14 protein-coding genes are annotated in these 17,615 nt (G+C 30.7%); all 14 read right to left on the reverse strand.

The features are described from left to right. Window positions 1–15: 15 nt before the first annotated feature. Window positions 16–975, reverse strand: a complete 960-nt coding sequence (locus FLACHUCJ7_RS21865) for a GDP-mannose 4,6-dehydratase (protein ID WP_180910448.1) — start codon at window positions 973–975, stop codon at window positions 16–18. Next, on the reverse strand, window positions 972–2,075 hold the full coding sequence (locus FLACHUCJ7_RS21870) for a glycosyltransferase family 4 protein (protein WP_180910449.1): 1,104 nt from the start codon (window positions 2,073–2,075) through the stop codon (window positions 972–974). Before FLACHUCJ7_RS21870 ends, FLACHUCJ7_RS21865 begins: the two co-directional genes overlap by 4 nt. A gap of 40 nt (window positions 2,076–2,115) precedes the next feature. Then, window positions 2,116–3,465, reverse strand: a complete 1,350-nt coding sequence (locus FLACHUCJ7_RS21875) for a lipopolysaccharide biosynthesis protein (protein WP_180910450.1) — start codon at window positions 3,463–3,465, stop codon at window positions 2,116–2,118. 69 nt (window positions 3,466–3,534) lie between these two features. Beyond that, complete coding sequence (locus FLACHUCJ7_RS21880; protein WP_180910452.1) at window positions 3,535–4,605, reverse strand: Wzz/FepE/Etk N-terminal domain-containing protein; 1,071 nt, start codon at window positions 4,603–4,605, stop codon at window positions 3,535–3,537. Window positions 4,606–4,619: 14 nt separating this feature from the next. Further along, the gene (locus FLACHUCJ7_RS21885; RefSeq protein ID WP_180910454.1) at window positions 4,620–7,043 is read right to left on the reverse strand and encodes an SLBB domain-containing protein; all 2,424 of its coding nucleotides are present in this window, start codon (window positions 7,041–7,043) and stop codon (window positions 4,620–4,622) included. A gap of 48 nt (window positions 7,044–7,091) precedes the next feature. Continuing rightward, window positions 7,092–8,138, reverse strand: a complete 1,047-nt coding sequence (rfbB, locus tag FLACHUCJ7_RS21890; protein WP_180910455.1) for a dTDP-glucose 4,6-dehydratase — start codon at window positions 8,136–8,138, stop codon at window positions 7,092–7,094. Window positions 8,139–8,142: 4 nt separating this feature from the next. After that, the gene (locus tag FLACHUCJ7_RS21895) at window positions 8,143–9,144 is read right to left on the reverse strand and encodes a mannose-1-phosphate guanylyltransferase (protein WP_078225752.1); all 1,002 of its coding nucleotides are present in this window, start codon (window positions 9,142–9,144) and stop codon (window positions 8,143–8,145) included. A gap of 30 nt (window positions 9,145–9,174) precedes the next feature. Next, on the reverse strand, window positions 9,175–10,458 hold the full coding sequence (locus FLACHUCJ7_RS21900) for a nucleotide sugar dehydrogenase (RefSeq protein WP_078225751.1): 1,284 nt from the start codon (window positions 10,456–10,458) through the stop codon (window positions 9,175–9,177). 274 nt (window positions 10,459–10,732) lie between these two features. Next, complete coding sequence (locus FLACHUCJ7_RS21905) at window positions 10,733–11,209, reverse strand: UpxY family transcription antiterminator (RefSeq protein ID WP_180910457.1); 477 nt, start codon at window positions 11,207–11,209, stop codon at window positions 10,733–10,735. 11 nt (window positions 11,210–11,220) lie between these two features. Next, entirely contained in the window at window positions 11,221–12,612 is a 1,392-nt protein-coding gene (locus FLACHUCJ7_RS21910; RefSeq protein WP_078225749.1) for a UDP-glucose 6-dehydrogenase, read from the reverse strand. A gap of 38 nt (window positions 12,613–12,650) precedes the next feature. Continuing rightward, window positions 12,651–13,634: an SDR family oxidoreductase gene (locus FLACHUCJ7_RS21915; RefSeq protein WP_180910459.1), complete on the reverse strand. Its 984-nt coding sequence runs from the start codon at window positions 13,632–13,634 to the stop codon at window positions 12,651–12,653. Window positions 13,635–13,647: 13 nt separating this feature from the next. Next, a complete protein-coding gene (locus FLACHUCJ7_RS21920; RefSeq protein ID WP_180910460.1) occupies window positions 13,648–16,098 on the reverse strand; it encodes an exopolysaccharide transport family protein in 2,451 nt (816 codons plus the stop codon). Window positions 16,099–16,114: 16 nt separating this feature from the next. Beyond that, window positions 16,115–16,903, reverse strand: coding sequence for a polysaccharide biosynthesis/export family protein (locus FLACHUCJ7_RS21925; RefSeq protein WP_180910462.1), 789 nt, complete (start codon window positions 16,901–16,903; stop codon window positions 16,115–16,117). Window positions 16,904–16,972: 69 nt separating this feature from the next. Next, window positions 16,973–17,593: a recombination mediator RecR gene (recR, locus tag FLACHUCJ7_RS21930; RefSeq protein WP_031456023.1), complete on the reverse strand. Its 621-nt coding sequence runs from the start codon at window positions 17,591–17,593 to the stop codon at window positions 16,973–16,975. Window positions 17,594–17,615: the final 22 nt, after the last annotated feature.

Consider the following 17,615-nt stretch of genomic DNA (forward strand, 5'->3'; position numbering starts at 1 on the left):
AAATTTGATAATAGTTTATTCCAAACATCTTAATTCCTCCTCAATTAACAGATCTAAAATATCGTAAAAATCGAGATCATAATCCCAACCTAATATTTTTTTTGCGGGTGTATTATCTCCATAAATATCCTCAATATCTGTAGGTCTCATTAAACCATAATCAATTTCCAATTTATCTTGAGAAATATTTAATTTACTAAAAACATATTCAATAATTGATCTTAGAGTTATACTTTTTCCTGAGCAAATAATAAAATCTTCCGGCTCACCTGCCTGTAGCATTAACCACATAGCTTTGACATAATATGGCGAATATCCAAAATCTCTTTTAATATCAATATTACCAACTTTAAGCACCCATTCAGGATTGTCTTTATTTCTCACAGCCTCACTTAATACTTTTTTAACAAAAAAATTTGTAGACCTTAAATGAGATTCATGATTAAATAAAACTCCATTGCATGCATACAATCCATAAGATTCCCGGTAGTTAACAACAATCCAATGGGCAGAGGCTTTAGAAATTGCATAAGGGCTTAGCGGATGCATTGGAGTATCTATGTTAATTGGTAAATCCTCAACTTTTCCAAACATTTCACTACTAGAGGCCTGATAAAAACGAATATCTTGTTTAACTATCCGAATAGCTTCTAATAAATTAATAACAGAAATAATATTAAAATTTATAGTTCCAATCGGTTGCTTAAATGACAAACTAACAGAACTTTGTGCAGCTAAATTATATATCTCGTTTGGCTGATATTTATTTATCAATAAGATAATACTAGACAAATCTAATAAGTCACATTCTTCAATTATTACATTTGAAGTTACATCCAAATATTTTATATTATCGAGTACGTCTGAATGATTATTTCGAGTAAAACCAATAACAAAATAACCTTTATCAATTAAAAATTTAGTCAAATAAGCACCATCTTGCCCACTAATTCCAGTTATAAAAGCTACTTTCATATAATTTTCTGATAAACTTTAATAGTGTCTTCAAAAGTTTTATCCCAAGAAAAATTTTGTAATCTTATATTTGCTTGCTGTATTAACTCATTTCTTAATTTTGCATCATTAATCAAGTTAAAAACTGCATTAAACAATGACTGATCATCATTTAAATCAAAATAAACTGCACCATTACCCCCAATTTCAGGCAAAGACCCTCCATTACTCAAAAGTGTTGGGCAATTACAGGCAAATGATTCCAAAACGGGTATGCCAAATCCTTCATACAAACTTGGAAAAACAAAAAATAGGGCGTTAGTATATAAATTAGATAAAATAGCATCATTAATTTCTTTTATCAATACTACATGATTCTGCAAACCTAAATCTTTAAGCAAATTAAGTTCTTCTATTGAGAAATTTCCTCCACCCCCACAGACCAACTTAAGTTTATTTTCAATTAACAAAATAGAAATTGTTTTTACAAAATATGAAAAATTTTTATACCCAGATCTATTTCCTACAAATAAAAGATAGTTGTCATTTACAATAGCTTCTTCTCCTTGTTCTGTATTTATTAAAGAATTTCCTAAATAAACAACATCTATTTTATCTTTATCAATATTATAAATATCAATAATATCATTTTTTGTATGTTCTGAAATAGCAATAATTCTGTGAGCTTTTTTAGCAATTCTACTTTTTTGCATAATTGTCTTTTCAAGACTTTTTAAATCAGAAAATGAATCCGAAAATTTTTCATGAATCATATCGTAAAAAGTCACAACATAAGGTTTATCTCCAAGATTATTAAAAAAATAATCATCATAATAAGTAGGGTGAAAAACATCAAAATCTGATTTTTGAACATATCTTAAAGTATTAGACTTATTAACTAAATCTATGAACCTTTCTTTACCTCTAAAATTAAAATTAGGAAAAAAAGGATATACATTTGAAAACGTATTTGAATTCAAATAAGCGTTATTGGTAAATTTAGTTCCTAGCAAGTAATCATTTTCTGAGTTTTCAAAACGCTTAATCAATTCAAAAAAATATCTTGATATCCCTCCATATTGTTGCATCGCAAAAATTTGATAATCAAATAACACTTTCATTTATTTTCAAGTTTTAAGTATTTATATCAATGGTTATAGATTATTTATTCCAAATACCTGATGCAGTGCCATTTATTATTTTTTTATATTGAATATAACTTATTACTGCACCTAAAAGTAAACATATAAAATTAGAAGCAGGCATCGCATAAATACCCCATTTTAAATATTTGACTAAAAAAATAGAGATCGGAATATTAAGAAAACCCATTATTATAGCATAAATGATTTGAATACGTATTTTACCAACACCATTTAAAAAATTAGCAAAAATTGCGTTCCAATTGAATACAATTATATAAAAGCATATAGATATTGATAAAGATAAAGAAACAGAAACGGAATCTCCAACCCATAGATTAATAATAATACTAGCGCATGGAACCATGAAAACCAAAACAATAACACTTAATGCCCAATATTTCATTAAAGTTCTAATCGCTTTTTTTATCCAAGCATACTCTTTTTTATAGTAAGCTTCTGTAAATGCAGTCCAATAAGGAGAAAGAACAATTGTAAAAAGTATAGTTATAATACTGAAATACTTATATGAGATATTAAAATCAGTTACATCAGAAGGTTGAAACAATTGTGCAATCAATATATTATCTGTTTGAAAAATAATCAGACTTACAATCTGAAGTATAAAAAACTGAGACCCTAAGTTTACGATACCCTTAGATTCCTTGAAATCAACTGCTTTTAAAGAGGGCGAAACTAGTTTAAATTGTTTTGTATACAAATAAAGAGTCGCTCCAATAGAAATTAAAAGTGGAATAACTGATAAACATAAAGAAAGTATAACCAAATTAGCATTTGTAGTGTTTGTTAATATCCAAACCGCGACAATTAAACCAATATTACTTAGAAACAACAATATAGAACTAATTGAAACCATTTGAAAAGAGGCCGCAACAATATTAATAATATCAGTTACAAATTTCAAGAAAAAACAAAGAGAAACGACTGTTACAACTGTATGCAGCTCCTTCTCTGGAATAAAATCAGAATTAAAAACAGATTGCCAATTAACAAACGAACTCACTATAAAATACAAAACAATTAAGACCAAAGCAATTAGACCTATAATTGCATATGTAGTACTTACATAGATTTTAGAAGTTCTAAAATCTTCTTTTGCTAAACTTTCAGATAACTTATTTCTCAAACCATTTCCAATACCTATATCAAAAATAGCAATCCACCCAACTAAGGAGGAAAGTGTTAACCATACCCCATATGCATCTGGTTTAATATAGTGAATTGTCAAAAACACTAAGACAAATTGCATTATTATACTACAGCCCTTAAAGAAAATAGATAATATTATGTTATGATTAGCTTTTTGAGATCTATCTTGATTAACATGCCTAAAATACTTTTTAATCACCAATTGCTTTTTATTTATATTATTCTATTTTAAGACATCTTTCTTTGTTTACAATTCATTGAAAATTATTTAAAAAAAAACTTTGAAAAATCTTCTAATAATTAATACAATAACAGTCATTAAACTGGTCAAAAAAACACCAAAAATCAATCCTTTCGCTTTACCAAAACGTTCTTTAGGCAATGGTAAAATTGGCCTGTCAATAATTTGAATTAAAGGGGTTTCTTTACGTAAAGTAACTTTTGCTAATTCCGATTGTTTAACTAATTCTGTTAAGATTGCTGTATTAGCCTGTACATCAACTTGCCTCCTCGCTGATGGAGCTCGTCGAACATTAAGTGCCGGATTTAAATTAAATGTATTATCATTCGCAACTGCGACTCCAGTAATTGCACCATTAAGTTCCCCTCTAATAGAATCTGTCTGGCGTTGTAAAATTGCCATATTCATTCTTGCTTTTTTACTTTTAGTATCCACATAAAAATCAGATACTTGTTTCGCTAAAGCTTCGCAAAAATATTTTGCAAAAAGTTCACTTTGAGAAGTAACATCAATACTTATAATTGAAATCTTTTTGTCTTTTTGGGCAACATTTAAACCTCCTTTTGACAAACTTTCATACATTTTCCCCATTATACTATCCTGGACACGGGTATATAATTTTCGGTTTGCATTTGGCAAAAATTCTAAACTTGCAAATTTTGGATTATCCCTCCAGTTTTTACGCCAATTATTATTCTGAATAAACATTTCTGCTAAAGAAATTGTCTTTCCTTCAACTACAACAGAAGACAGCAATGTTTTTTCTACCATTGATCTGGATTTAAACAATTCGGTCAAATTAGATCCTGTAAAAATGCTACCCCCGCCACCTCCTAAATCAATGCCAAATGAACTTGCTAACCCTAGTGCTCCACTAAATCCTCCTCCTCCTTTTTCGTCTTCTAATGCAAACGATAATGTAGCTGTATAAACAGGCTTCTTACTAAATGAATAGGCAAGCCCCAAACTAGCTCCAATAACACTCGCTATCAAAATAATTTTCCATTGAGAAAGTAAATAATTCCACCACTCTTTTACTTTTCCAAATAATTCTTTCAATGAAATCTCATCATTTTTAACCGGTAAACTATTTTCCATATAAAATCTAAATTTTACTTAAATGCTGTTACGATTAATAATGCTAAACTAGTCAGAACACTACCGATACTTACCCATTCACCAGTACTCATCTTTTTTGTTTCTGGCTTTTCAGGAACAACAATCTGAGAGTCCGGTGTAACTTTAGGGTATGACCTAAAAAACAAAAATGAACCTGTTACTGCAGCTTTTCCATTAGGATAGATAATATATGCCTTTTTCTTCCATCCTTTACTGTCCACTCCTCCAACTGCATTTATATAGTATTTGAAACTCTTTCCGCTTCTATATGGAATTTCAGAATTAAGCAATACATTTCCTGTAACTTTAACCCCTTCATTTAATGTCGAAACTTCTATTTCATCATCAGGAAACAAGCTAACATTAGAATAATGCTCTTTATCCTTTACAATTTTTTTCCAATCCAAAGGAATAGTAGCATATTTCAATTCCTCTTTTAGTCTTTTAGCAAGATTTTCTTTTAAAGTGTCATTTTTAGATAAATTTAAATCAACTCGTTTTATATCATCAATTTGTTGCTGTTTAATTGGCCTCTTAATTTTCATCCCTTCTAGATTAGCTACTGATGTTAATCCTCCTGCACGCATAACTACATTATAAACGGATTCTTTTTTATTTGCCAGAACGTATTTCCCGGGATAAGCAACGGCTCCGCTAATTGTTACCATTTGTGGTTTTTCATAAACGGCCATTCTTCTAATATTTATCACATCAAAAGGCTTTAAAAGAAAGTTTTTTACTTGCTCATTATTGTCAGCGGTTATTTCTAATTCTACTAATTCAATACGCCTTGGATTAGTATCATCAATTTCATCAGATTTTATCATTCTTGCAATTTCAACTCTTTTAGAAGCTGAACCTGTTAATCCTCCTACCTGAATAATCAAATCATTTAATGTTAAGTTATCAAAGAATGGATATTCCCCGGGAGTTTTTACTTCGCCATCAATTGTAACTTTATATTCTTCTCTAAAATCTAAAATTGAGTATACTGTTACTTCGTCTTCTCTTTTTAACTCAATATCAGCATTCAAATTTCCGGACAATGCGCTCGCTAAATCAATATTTACTATTTCTGTAGTTAAATCAGATTTTAAACGAATAATTCTGGCTCTTTTAGTATAAGCATCTTCTTTAAGCCCCTCTACTCTGGCAATAAGATCCGAAATTCTCATTCCTTCATCAAAAGAATAATAATCCGGTCTAAAAACTGCCCCTTCTATTTTAATACGATTTTCAAATCGGTTTAAAATTTTAGTAACTCGGAAAACATCACCGGATTTTGGCAGATATGAAGAGAATTCACTTTCCTTAATGTCATGAACCTTAAACTCTTTGCCCGTTTTTTGTAAAACATTTACTGACGCAGTATAGGCAAATTCGTTAAAACCAGATGCAAAATTCAATAAATCTGAAAATTTTTCGCCTTTTTTCATCTCGAAAATACCAGGTCTCTTTACTTCTCCTTCGACAGTAACCCTTTGTGTATAAACCGGAATTCGAATTACATCGTTTTCTTTTAAACTTACATTGTCTGACTGATCACCTTTAACTAAAAAACGATAAATATCTATGTTTTTATAAATCTTATTATTTCTAATTAATTCTATATTTCTGTAACTACCGTTTTTTCCTGGCCCCCCAGCTAAATGCAAAGCATTATATACTGTCGCCAAAGATGAAATAGAATAATTTCCTGGCTGTTTTCCACCTACAATAGTAATTTTAATGGTTCTAATTCTACTTAAACTCACACTTACTTGAGATTGCCCCGATCTTACAGTACTGTAAACTTTTGCAATTGCTGCCTTAATTTTTTGTGTTGCAGCCTCAATTGATATTCCGGAAACTGAAATTTGACCAACATACTGAATCGTAATTTTTCCTTCAACACTTACGGGTATACTGGCATTGTACTCTTGTACTCCATAAACACTTACCTGAAGTTCATCTCCCGGTCCTAAAACATAATTCATGGGAGTGGCAAGATTTGAATCAGGTTCAAAGTTCAACGTCGGATTATCAAACAATTCAGAACCAAATATTAAGGCATTAGCAGAATCTTTAACTTTATTATTTACTATTTTGTCCTGAGCACGTCCTGAATCTTTTTTGTTTGTAGCAGTATTTTCGTTATTTTTTTTATTTAAATTAATAATGACCCCTTCATTTACTCTTGCTTTTAGCTTTGAAAATTCCGCAGCACTCATCCCTTTTGATAAAGCCATAGGTTCAGCCTGTTCAATAGTCATATTGTTATTCTGCAGTTGAATTCGTATTTTAGCAATATCACTATCAGACAAATAATCCACTTTTAAAGTACTCAAATCACTTGATTTCATTAAATCCTGAGCACTTACTTGAAAAGAAAGTAAAAAAGTAAAAAATAATAAAACAACAACCGTTATATTTTTCATATTTAATGATGTTTTGATAAGAAATTCAAATCAGAATGGGATTTATTTTTAAGAATACTGTTTTTTATAATAATCTTTATAGGAACCAGAAGTTACATTTTTTAACCATTCTTCATTGTTCAAATACCAATTAATGGTTTTTTCCAAGCCTTCTTCAAAAGTTACCGATGGCTTCCAGCCCAATTCCTTATTAATTTTAGAAGCATCAATTGCATAACGCAAATCATGTCCAGGTCTGTCTTTCACGTAGGTGATTAATTCCTGAGATTTGCCCTTTTTCCGTCCTAGTTTTTCATCCATAATCTGGCATAATAATTTAACCAAATCAATGTTTTTCCATTCGTTAAAGCCACCAATATTATAAGTTTCATGATTTTTCCCTTCATGAAAAACTAAATCAATGGCAATGGCATGATCTTCAACAAAAAGCCAGTCACGAGTATAATTACCATCTCCATAAACAGGTAGTGGATTGTTATTAATAATGTTATTGATAAAAAGCGGAATTAATTTTTCAGGAAAATGATAAGATCCATAGTTGTTTGAACAATTTGTCAAAACATAGGGTAAACCATACGTTTCTCCATATGCCCTTACAAAATGATCTGAGCTTGCTTTTGAAGCTGAATAAGGAGAGTTTGGATCATATGGTGTAGTTTCGGTAAAAAGTCCTTCGGTGCCTAAAGATCCGTAAACTTCATCTGTACTGATATGATAAAATCTTTTGCCTTCAAAATTGTCTTTCCATTGTTTTTTTGCAGCATTAAGCAAATTCATGGTCCCAATAACATTTGTTTTTACAAATGCTAACGGATCTTCGATTGATCTGTCGACATGAGATTCTGCGGCCAAATGCAATACTCCATCAAAATTGTGAATTGAAAAAAGTTCATTAATAAAAGTTTCATTTACAATATCTCCCTTTACAAAATTATAATTAGGACAATTTTCAATATCTTTAATATTTTCTAAATTTCCAGCATAAGTTAAAGCATCAAGATTGTAAATTTGATATTCAGGATATTTGTTTACAAAACGCCTCACTACATGTGAACCGATAAAACCAGCACCACCTGTTATAAGAATTTTTTTCATTTTCTTAATTTAATAATTCTGAGTTTTGTTTTTCTAACTCACTATATATGTCTTTTACATCTTGCGAATTTTCTTTTTGTAAAATTAAATTAGCAGTTTCTGTATAAACAAAAATTGTGTTTTTTAACCCTAAAAAAGTGGTATGTTTATTACAGCCTATAACCATATTACCATTTTTATCTATCGGATGCCCTTTAGAAAATAAATAATCATAAACAGATTCAAATGAACCTAAATCTGACCAGGAAAATGATGCAGGAACTACTTTAATTTTTTTACTTCGTTCCATTACCGCATAATCAATACTGATCGATGGAATTTCCAGAGATGCTTCTAAGTCCAGAAAGCCCTCTTTACTTGATTCCCAGACTATTTTGGACTTTTCGTAAACTTCGGGTTGAAACTGTTTCAATTCTTCTAAAAGCACACTGGCTTTAAAACAAAACATTCCGCTATTCCATAAAAAATTACCTTTTGCAATAAAATCTTTAGCAGTTGTTTCATTTGGTTTTTCTCTAAATGAAAGTACTTTATCTCCTTTTGATTCGATATAACCATAACCTGTTTCAGGTTTAGTAGGAATGATTCCAAAAGTTACAATAAAACCTTCCTGTGCTTTACTAATTGCATCATTAATCGCATCATTATAATTCTCCATTTTATCAATAATATGATCTGAAGGAGTAATAATCAAAATATCATCAGGATCACTGGCAAAAGCTGCAAAAGCAATAGCAGCAGCCGTATTTCTGGGTGTGGCTTCAACAATATTAAGATAAGCTGTTTGAGATTTATCCATAACTTTGCCACTTAAATGATGATTATCGACATTTCCTACTACCATCACTTTATTTGCTAAATGGCTATTGCGATTAACTGTCATTTCAAATAATGATTTCCCATCAAATATCTCAAGATATTGTTTAGGCTGGCTTTTACGTGAAAGCGGCCATAGTCTACTACCAACTCCTCCTGTAAGAATTACATGTACAATTGAATTACTCATATTTTTTATTTTAAATAAAAAAGTTTTAGGCTATAGTCTATTATCAGCTATAGTTCCTAAAACTCCTTTTACATCATATATCAAACTATTTGTTTTTTGAATCTCAAAGTAATCTAAGTCTAAAAATTCAGAATGTGCAACTCCTAAAACTATTGCGTCAAATTTTTCTTTCGGAAAAATATTTATTGTTGTTAATCCGTATTCTTTTTTAACTTCTTCAATATTTGCTATTGGGTCATATATTGTAACCGAAATTCCATATTCTTTTAATGCCCTTACCACATCTACAATTTTAGTATTCCGAACATCTGGACAATTTTCTTTAAAAGTAATTCCAAGCATTAAAAGCTCAGCATTATTTACTGAAATACCTTTTTTTATCATTAATTTCACAACCTGAGATGCTATGTATTCGCCCATACTATCATTCAAACGCCGCCCAGCTAAAATTATTTCAGGATGATAACCAAATTCTTGTGCTCTTTGTGCTAAATAATAAGGATCTACGCCTATACAATGTCCTCCTACTAAACCTGGTTTAAAAGGAAGGAAATTCCATTTCGTAGCCGCAGCGGCTAATACTTCTTGTGTATCAATATTCATTAAGTTGAATATTTTTGCTAGTTCATTTACAAAAGCAATATTAATATCCCGTTGTGAATTTTCAATTACTTTGGCTGCTTCAGCAACTTTTATTGTTGGTGCAAGATAAGTTCCCGCGGTAATAACTGATTTATAAAGCTCATCAACTTTTAAACCTGTTTCAGGATTAGAACCGGAGGTAATCTTGAGAATTTTCTCTACCGTATGCTCTTTATCACCGGGATTAATTCTTTCTGGTGAATATCCTGCAAAAAAGTCTACATTAAATTTTAATCCGGATATTTTTTCTAAAACCGGTACACATTGCTCCTCAGTAACTCCAGGATATACAGTTGATTCATAAATTACAATATCTCCTTGTTTTAACATTTTACCTACAGTTTCACTTGCTTTATATAAAGGAGTTAAATCAGGTCGATTATTTCTGTCTACAGGAGTAGGAACGGTTATTATAAAATAATTACAATCTGCAATATTATTTATATTGTCAGTGCAATAAAGTCCTTTTGTTTTGTTTGTACTATCAACTAATACACTTTGCAAAATAGCATCTTCAACCTCTAATGTTGAATCAGTACCTTGCCTTAAACTTGTAATTCTTGATTCATTAATATCAAAACCTACTACAGGATATTTTGTAGCAAATAAACGAGCTAAAGGCAACCCTACATAACCTAATCCAATAACGGCAATTTTTACGTTATTATTCATCTTTTTCCTTAATTTCGTTTATGACATTGTACGGCTTCGCGATTCACAGTCACACTAATGACCTGAATATCGAAAAATTCAATTTCAGCAAATATAGTACAATAAGTCAATTTTATCAACCCTTAAAAAATCTTATGATTATCCTATTAAATAAATAAATTTAACAGCCTCAAAGTCAACAAACAAAAGAAAATACTTCCAAAAAAAAAGCAAAAAATCACTAAGTTTGGTGATTTTTTGCTTTTTTCAAGCTTTGTTTCATTCTTCAGTACATTCAGTCAGCATCTTTTTTATATTTTATTTTCAAAAGACATCCTAAAGATTCTAAAACAAGAATATAATGAGTATTTGTCACTTCCTGAATAACTGCATTCTGACTACTGAAAACCCCAGCTTCCAATTTTATTTTATCTCCCTTTTTATAAGATACAACTGAAACATCAGAAATACTTGTATCCGAAAGACATTTTTTTATCGTTGTAATTTCTTCATTTCGAACAATTGCTGCTTTTCCTAACCAAAACAAATAACGGATCACACCTGCCACCTGAAATACCAAATTTCTGTCTGCATCAGACAATTGAACAAAAACGTAAGAATTAAAAAGAGGAACTTCAACTTTTTTCTTTCTGTCAGACCATTGTTTTATCTGAGTAATTAAAGGACAGTAGCATTCAATTCCTATTTCATTTAACTTTTCAGCTACTTTTTTTTCCCATTTAGGTTTTGTATAAACAACATACCAATTCATGTAATTTATTTTTAAGAACCTATTCCATTATAAATAAAGCCAATTGATTTTAAATCTTTTGCATTTAGTATATTTCTTCCATCAAAAACAAAAGCAGGTTTTTGCATAGAATCATATATTTTTTGCCAATCGTATTGTGTAAATTCATCCCATTCCGTAAGTATTGCTATGGCATGAGCTCCTTTACAGGCTTCATAAGAATCTTCAAATGTTAATACAGCATCTGCATTCGCGGAAGATTTTCTTGTTTCTAAATAATCTAAATCACCTAAAATCTTATTTCTTGAAACTTTTGGATCATAAACCGAAATCTTAGCCTGTTCGTTAATCAAATCGTCTGCTACATATATTGCTGCAGATTCGCGTGTATCGTTTGTATCTTTTTTAAACGCCCAACCTAAGAAAGTTATTTTTTTATCGGCCACTGTGTTGTATAAAGTCTGAACGATTTTATTTGAAAATCTTCTCTTTTGATAATCGTTCATGATTATTACTTGCTCCCAGTAATCCGCAACTTCATTTAATCCGTAAGATTTTGCTATATAAACTAAATTCAATATATCTTTTTGAAAACAAGAACCTCCAAATCCAACAGATGCCTTCAAAAACTTAGAACCAATACGACTGTCCATTCCAATAGCACGTGCTACTTCACTTACGTCTGCACCAGTTTTCTCACACAACTCAGACATTGCATTTATTGATGAAATACGTTGAGCTAAAAAAGCATTTGCAGTAAGTTTAGACAATTCAGACGACCAAACATTTGTTGTTAAGATTTTATCTTTACTAACCCAATTAGCATAAACATCAACTAAAGCATTAATTGCAGATTCTCCTTCCGGAGTTGAATCTCCTCCAATAAGAATTCTATCAGGATTTAGTAAATCTGTAACAGCAGTTCCTTCTGCTAAAAACTCCGGATTAGAAAGAATTTGAAACTGAACACCATTTCCGGTATTATCCAGAATACTTTTTATTGCTTCAGCAGTACGAACAGGCAAAGTTGATTTTTCAACAACTATTTTATTGTTTTTTGAAACTTTTGCTATTTGTCTGGCACATAACTCTATGAATTTCAAATCTGCTGCCATTCCTTTACCCTTCCCATAAGTCTTAGTAGGTGTATTTACAGATATAAAAATAACCTGAGCTTCATCAATAGCTTCTTCTACATTGGTTGAGAAAAAAAGATTTCTCCCTCTTGCTTCTGCCACAATTTCAGAAAGACCCGGCTCATAAATTGGAATATTATCCGTATTTGGATCATTCCAATCTTTAATTCTTTGTTCATTCAAATCGACAACAGTTACTTGAATATGTGGACATTTTTGTGCAATTACTGCCATAGTTGGACCTCCTACATAACCTGCACCAATGCAACAAATTTTTGTGATTTTCATATTTTATATATTATACTTCTTATATATTATGTTTCCTTTTATTTTAAATTGTTCCAATACCAGCTCAGTGCTTCTTTTAGCCCCTCTTCCAAGGAATATTTGGGATTATATCCTAATAATTTTTTAGCCTTATCTATACTTGCTAATGAATGGGGGATATCTCCCGCTCTTGTCTCACCATAGATAATTGGCACAGTTGCTATTTTTGAATCATATACGGCTAAATATTTTTTTAAATATTCAACTAAATCATTTAAGGTATTCCTATCTCCAAACGCGGTATTATAAATATTATTGATTGCTTCAGAGTTATTAGATGAAATTGCGAGAGCATTCATTTGTATTACATTATCAATATAAGTAAAATCTCTTGAATAATTTCCATCTCCATTAATTACCGGACTTTCGTAATTCATTAATTGCATGACAAATTTTGGAATCACAGCTGCATAAGCACCTTTTGGATCCTGTCTTCTTCCAAACACATTAAAATAGCGCAAACCTATAGTTTCAAGCCCATATTGTTTGCTAAAAATTTCAGCGTACAATTCATTGACATATTTAGTTATTGCATAAGGAGACAAAGGTTTACCAATTACTTCTTCTACTTTAGGCAATCCTTCAGAATCGCCATAGGTTGAAGAACTTGCAGCATAAATAAATCGCTTTACTTTTGCATCACGGGCAGCTACCAACATATTTAAAAAACCCGTAACATTTACATCATTTGTAGTAATTGGATCATTTATTGATCTTGGAACAGAGCCTAACGCAGCCTGATGCAACACATAATCTACTTCTGTAACAGCTAAATTACAATCAGATATATTTCGAATATCTCCTTCAATTAATTTAAAATTCGGATTTACAATAAACTCTTCCAAATTATGATAATGTCCGGTTGAAAAATTGTCTAAACAAATTACTTTGTGTCCTGAATTTAAAAAATACTCACATAAATTAGAACCAATAAAACCAGCTCCTCCTGTTATTAAAATAGTGTTTTGAATAACTGCTCCCATCTATTTCAAATTATTATTTTTTAAATTTTTTAAAAGCACTTTTAAAAAAACCTGCTTTCTCCTCTTCCTCATGATAACCGTTTGAATACGTTCCATAACCTCCATAATAACCATAACCATATGCTGACCCGTATTTAGCTTTATTTTCAAAACCATTTAAAACTATACTAACATTATTCAGCTCTCCCCGTTTGACACGATTATTTAACAATGTAATCATTTCCTTTTTTGAATAATTCTGTCTCACCACATACAAAGTAACATCACTAAATTCCACTAGTTCTAAAGCATCCGAAACAAGTCCAACCGGTGGTGTGTCCAATATAATATAATCGTATGTTTTTTTAAGCTCCTCAATCAATTCACCCATTACTTCACTTATAATTAATTCTGAAGGATTTGGAGGAATTGGACCTGATAAAATAACATCAAGATACGGAATCTGAGTTTTATTTATTATTTCTGGAAGTGTTTTTTGCTTTATCAAATAATTGACTACCCCATACTGGTTTACCAGATTAAATTCATCTGCTAGACGTGGTTTCCTTAAATCTAACCCTACTATAACTGTCTTTTTTTCGCTTAAGGCAAATACAGTCGCAATATTTATAGAACAGAACGTCTTTCCCTCTCCACTTATTGATGAAGTAATCATTAGCGTTTTTGCTCCGTCTAACTGCTTTTTTTTGTATAAGAACTGTAATGAAGAACGTATACCTCTAAAAGCTTCCGACAATGCTGATTTTGGTTTTTCAAAAACCGCTAGATTGGTGTTCTCTTTATTAATACCCACAACACCTATTAACGGAATTTGTGTTTGTTTACTAATATCTTCTGTATTTTGAATTGTATTATTAATAAAGAAAAATATGAAAACAATAATTAGAGGAATTAAAAACCCTAAAAACAAAGCTAACACATAATTAACAGAAGTTTTCGGACCAATTAAACCTCCTCCAATATCTTTCGCAGGATCTATAAAATGAATATCTGACAAATTAGAAGCTTTTACAATATCAGCTTCATTCCTTTTCTGGAGAAATGTACTATAAATATTATCACTTAAATCATATTTCCTTTTAATCTTCAGCAATTCTTGTTGTTCTTCAGGAAGTTTTTTGATTTTACTCTCTGCTTCACCAATTTTATTATTAACTAAAGCTAAATCATATTGCAAAGAAGACTTGGCTGAGGCTATATTTTCAAGCAAAACATTTTTTACAGCCATCATTTGATTATCGAAATCTTTAAAAATCTTATCACTTTTTACTGCATAAGACATTTCAGATCTTTGGGTTGATAAAGCAATAAGTTTAGAAACATTCGTAACAATATTTGGATCTTCAATTCCTGCAACGGATGGCGCTGGTAATTTAGAATAATCAACACTGTTTTTAAGATAGGCTTTTAACGAATTGTAGTACGCAATTTTTCGTGCTACCACATCTTTTTCAACATCAAAATTTAAAATTTTATCTGAAAACTTAGCTCCACCTTCTTCAATATCATATATATTTTTATCTTTTCGAAAAGATTTAAGTTCATTTCCGGTTTCTTTCAACTGAGATTCCATAGACACAAGAGTACTATCAATAAATGCTATAGTGTTTGTAGCAAACTGATTTTTACCGTCTAATTGAATTTTGATTAACATTTTGACTGTGGAATTTAAATACTCAACCATCCGTGCTTTATTTGTACCCTGCATCGATAGTGTAAGTATAGATCCTCCTTTTTCCTCAGAATTAACATCAATTCCACGATAACGTGAAACGGTAGAATCGAAATTATTAAATCTTACAAAATATTCTTTCCCTTTATAGAAACCAGGATTATCAGTTATTTCAAGTTTCCAATTCAAAAATGGCAATACAACTTGTTCCCCAACTTTATACTTTTTTAAGAATTCAATAGGCTGAACGGCAGTACTGCTATAAGTATTATTTGAATAAGTCAGCAATGAAACCGAATTATTCTCAAATGGAATTCTAATTTCATATTCATTCGGGCTTAAAAATTTAATACTAATTAATACTCCTGTTAATTGAGGTTTCGTTTTATCTATATTAACATAAAAAGGAACCGCACCATATACATCAACCATATTAAATTCGCCTTTCGCGAGATAATCAATATAATACTGCAATTTATCCACTACCAATTCATTATGTGATCTCGATTGCAAAATAGTCGAAACACCACTTACCTGATCAGAAATACCTCCCCAATTAAAAACCAAGCTTGTATTCGAGGTAAAGAAAGGGTTGCTCTCTTCTTTTATCGAAATTAAGGTCTGCATGGCATAAATCTTTTCCTTACGAATATTAACCTGATAAGCTATCGTAAATGCAATAATTAAACTCACCAAAAACAATTTCCAATAACCAGCGATTTTCAGCAAAAAGCCTTTAAAATCAAAACTGGGATGATTTTCAAAAATTGAAAAATCTTTTATGTCTAACATCTCTTGTATTTACTTTTTAATTTTTCAACAATAAATAAACTGTTGTGGCCAAAGATAACAAAGTTATAATTGTACCAACAGATTGAATTCCTGTCTGACCAGTACCCCACGTTTTTTGCTTTAACGGCTTAACGTAAACATAATCATTAGGCTGTAAATAATAGTATGGTGATTTCATTACATTTTCATCTGTCAGATCAATATCATTGATCTGCACTCCTGTAGGTGTTTGACGTATTACAGTAACTGCTTTACGATTACCAACAGTAGTGATATCTCCAGCATTGGCAATCGCTTCCATGATATTTACACGTTCCTGAAATAATGTTTTAGTACCTGTAATCCCTACTTCTCCATTTATTGTATATCGAAAACCCGCTAATTTTACAGTAAGAAAAATATTTGCTTCTGTTTTGAAATATTCCTCCAGTAATTTTTTCTCAATCTTCACACGTACTTCTTCGAGAGTATATCCAATTACATTTATTTCCCCTAAAATTGGCATTCTTATATTTCCATGATCATCAACAGTAAAACCATTAAAATATAGCTGTGACTCCGATTTACCCATACTATTTTCAACTTCAGTAGATTTAAAAATTGCAACCAATTTAGGGTCTATGGCTTTAATATCTATATTCAAAATATCGTTGACTTGCAATCTGTAAGGTTTTAATACAATTGATGAAACAGTAGTTTCATTTCCAACGGTTCCTTTATCCTGCAAATAGACCAAATCTTTTACTGGGATACACGATGTAAAAAACGTACTAATTAATAATAAATAAAAACAGTTTTTTGTCATTTTAAAAATTTTATAAGCAAATATAACCATTCCTTTAATCTTCAGGAAATCTTACTTAGTTTGTATTATTTAATTATTTTTGAAAGTTTTTTCGAAAGGAATACGATGCAAAATACTTCGGCCGAGCGTAACTTCATCAGCATATTCTAATTCATCTCCCACGGAAATCCCTCGCGCTATTGTAGATATTATAATTTCAGAATCGGCAATTTGTTTATAAATATAAAAATTTGTGGTATCTCCTTCCATGGTGGAACTTAATGCAAAAATAATTTCAACAACTTTGCCTAGTTTTACTTTTTCCACTAAAGTTGCTATATTCAACTGACTTGGTCCCACTCCTTCAATTGGAGATATCTTACCTCCTAAAACATGATAAATCCCTTTATATTGGGCTGTATTTTCTATAGCCATCACATCCCTGATATCTTCTACAACACAAATAGTCTGATGATTCCTGGATGAATTAGCACATATTTCACAAACTTTTGTATCTGAAATATTGTGACAGCTTTCGCAAAATTTAATATCTTCACGCATATTTAATAGTGCCTGAGATAAAAAGCCTGTCTGCTCTTTAGGTTGTTTCAATAAGTGAAGCACCAGTCTAAGCGCCGTACGTTTACCAATCCCCGGTAATTGAGACATTTCATTGACTGCTTTTTCTATTAATTTTGAAGAAAATTCCATGAAACAAAAATAATAATTTATA

This window comes from Flavobacterium salmonis (assembly GCF_903819435.1).
Classification (GTDB): domain Bacteria; phylum Bacteroidota; class Bacteroidia; order Flavobacteriales; family Flavobacteriaceae; genus Flavobacterium; species Flavobacterium chungangense.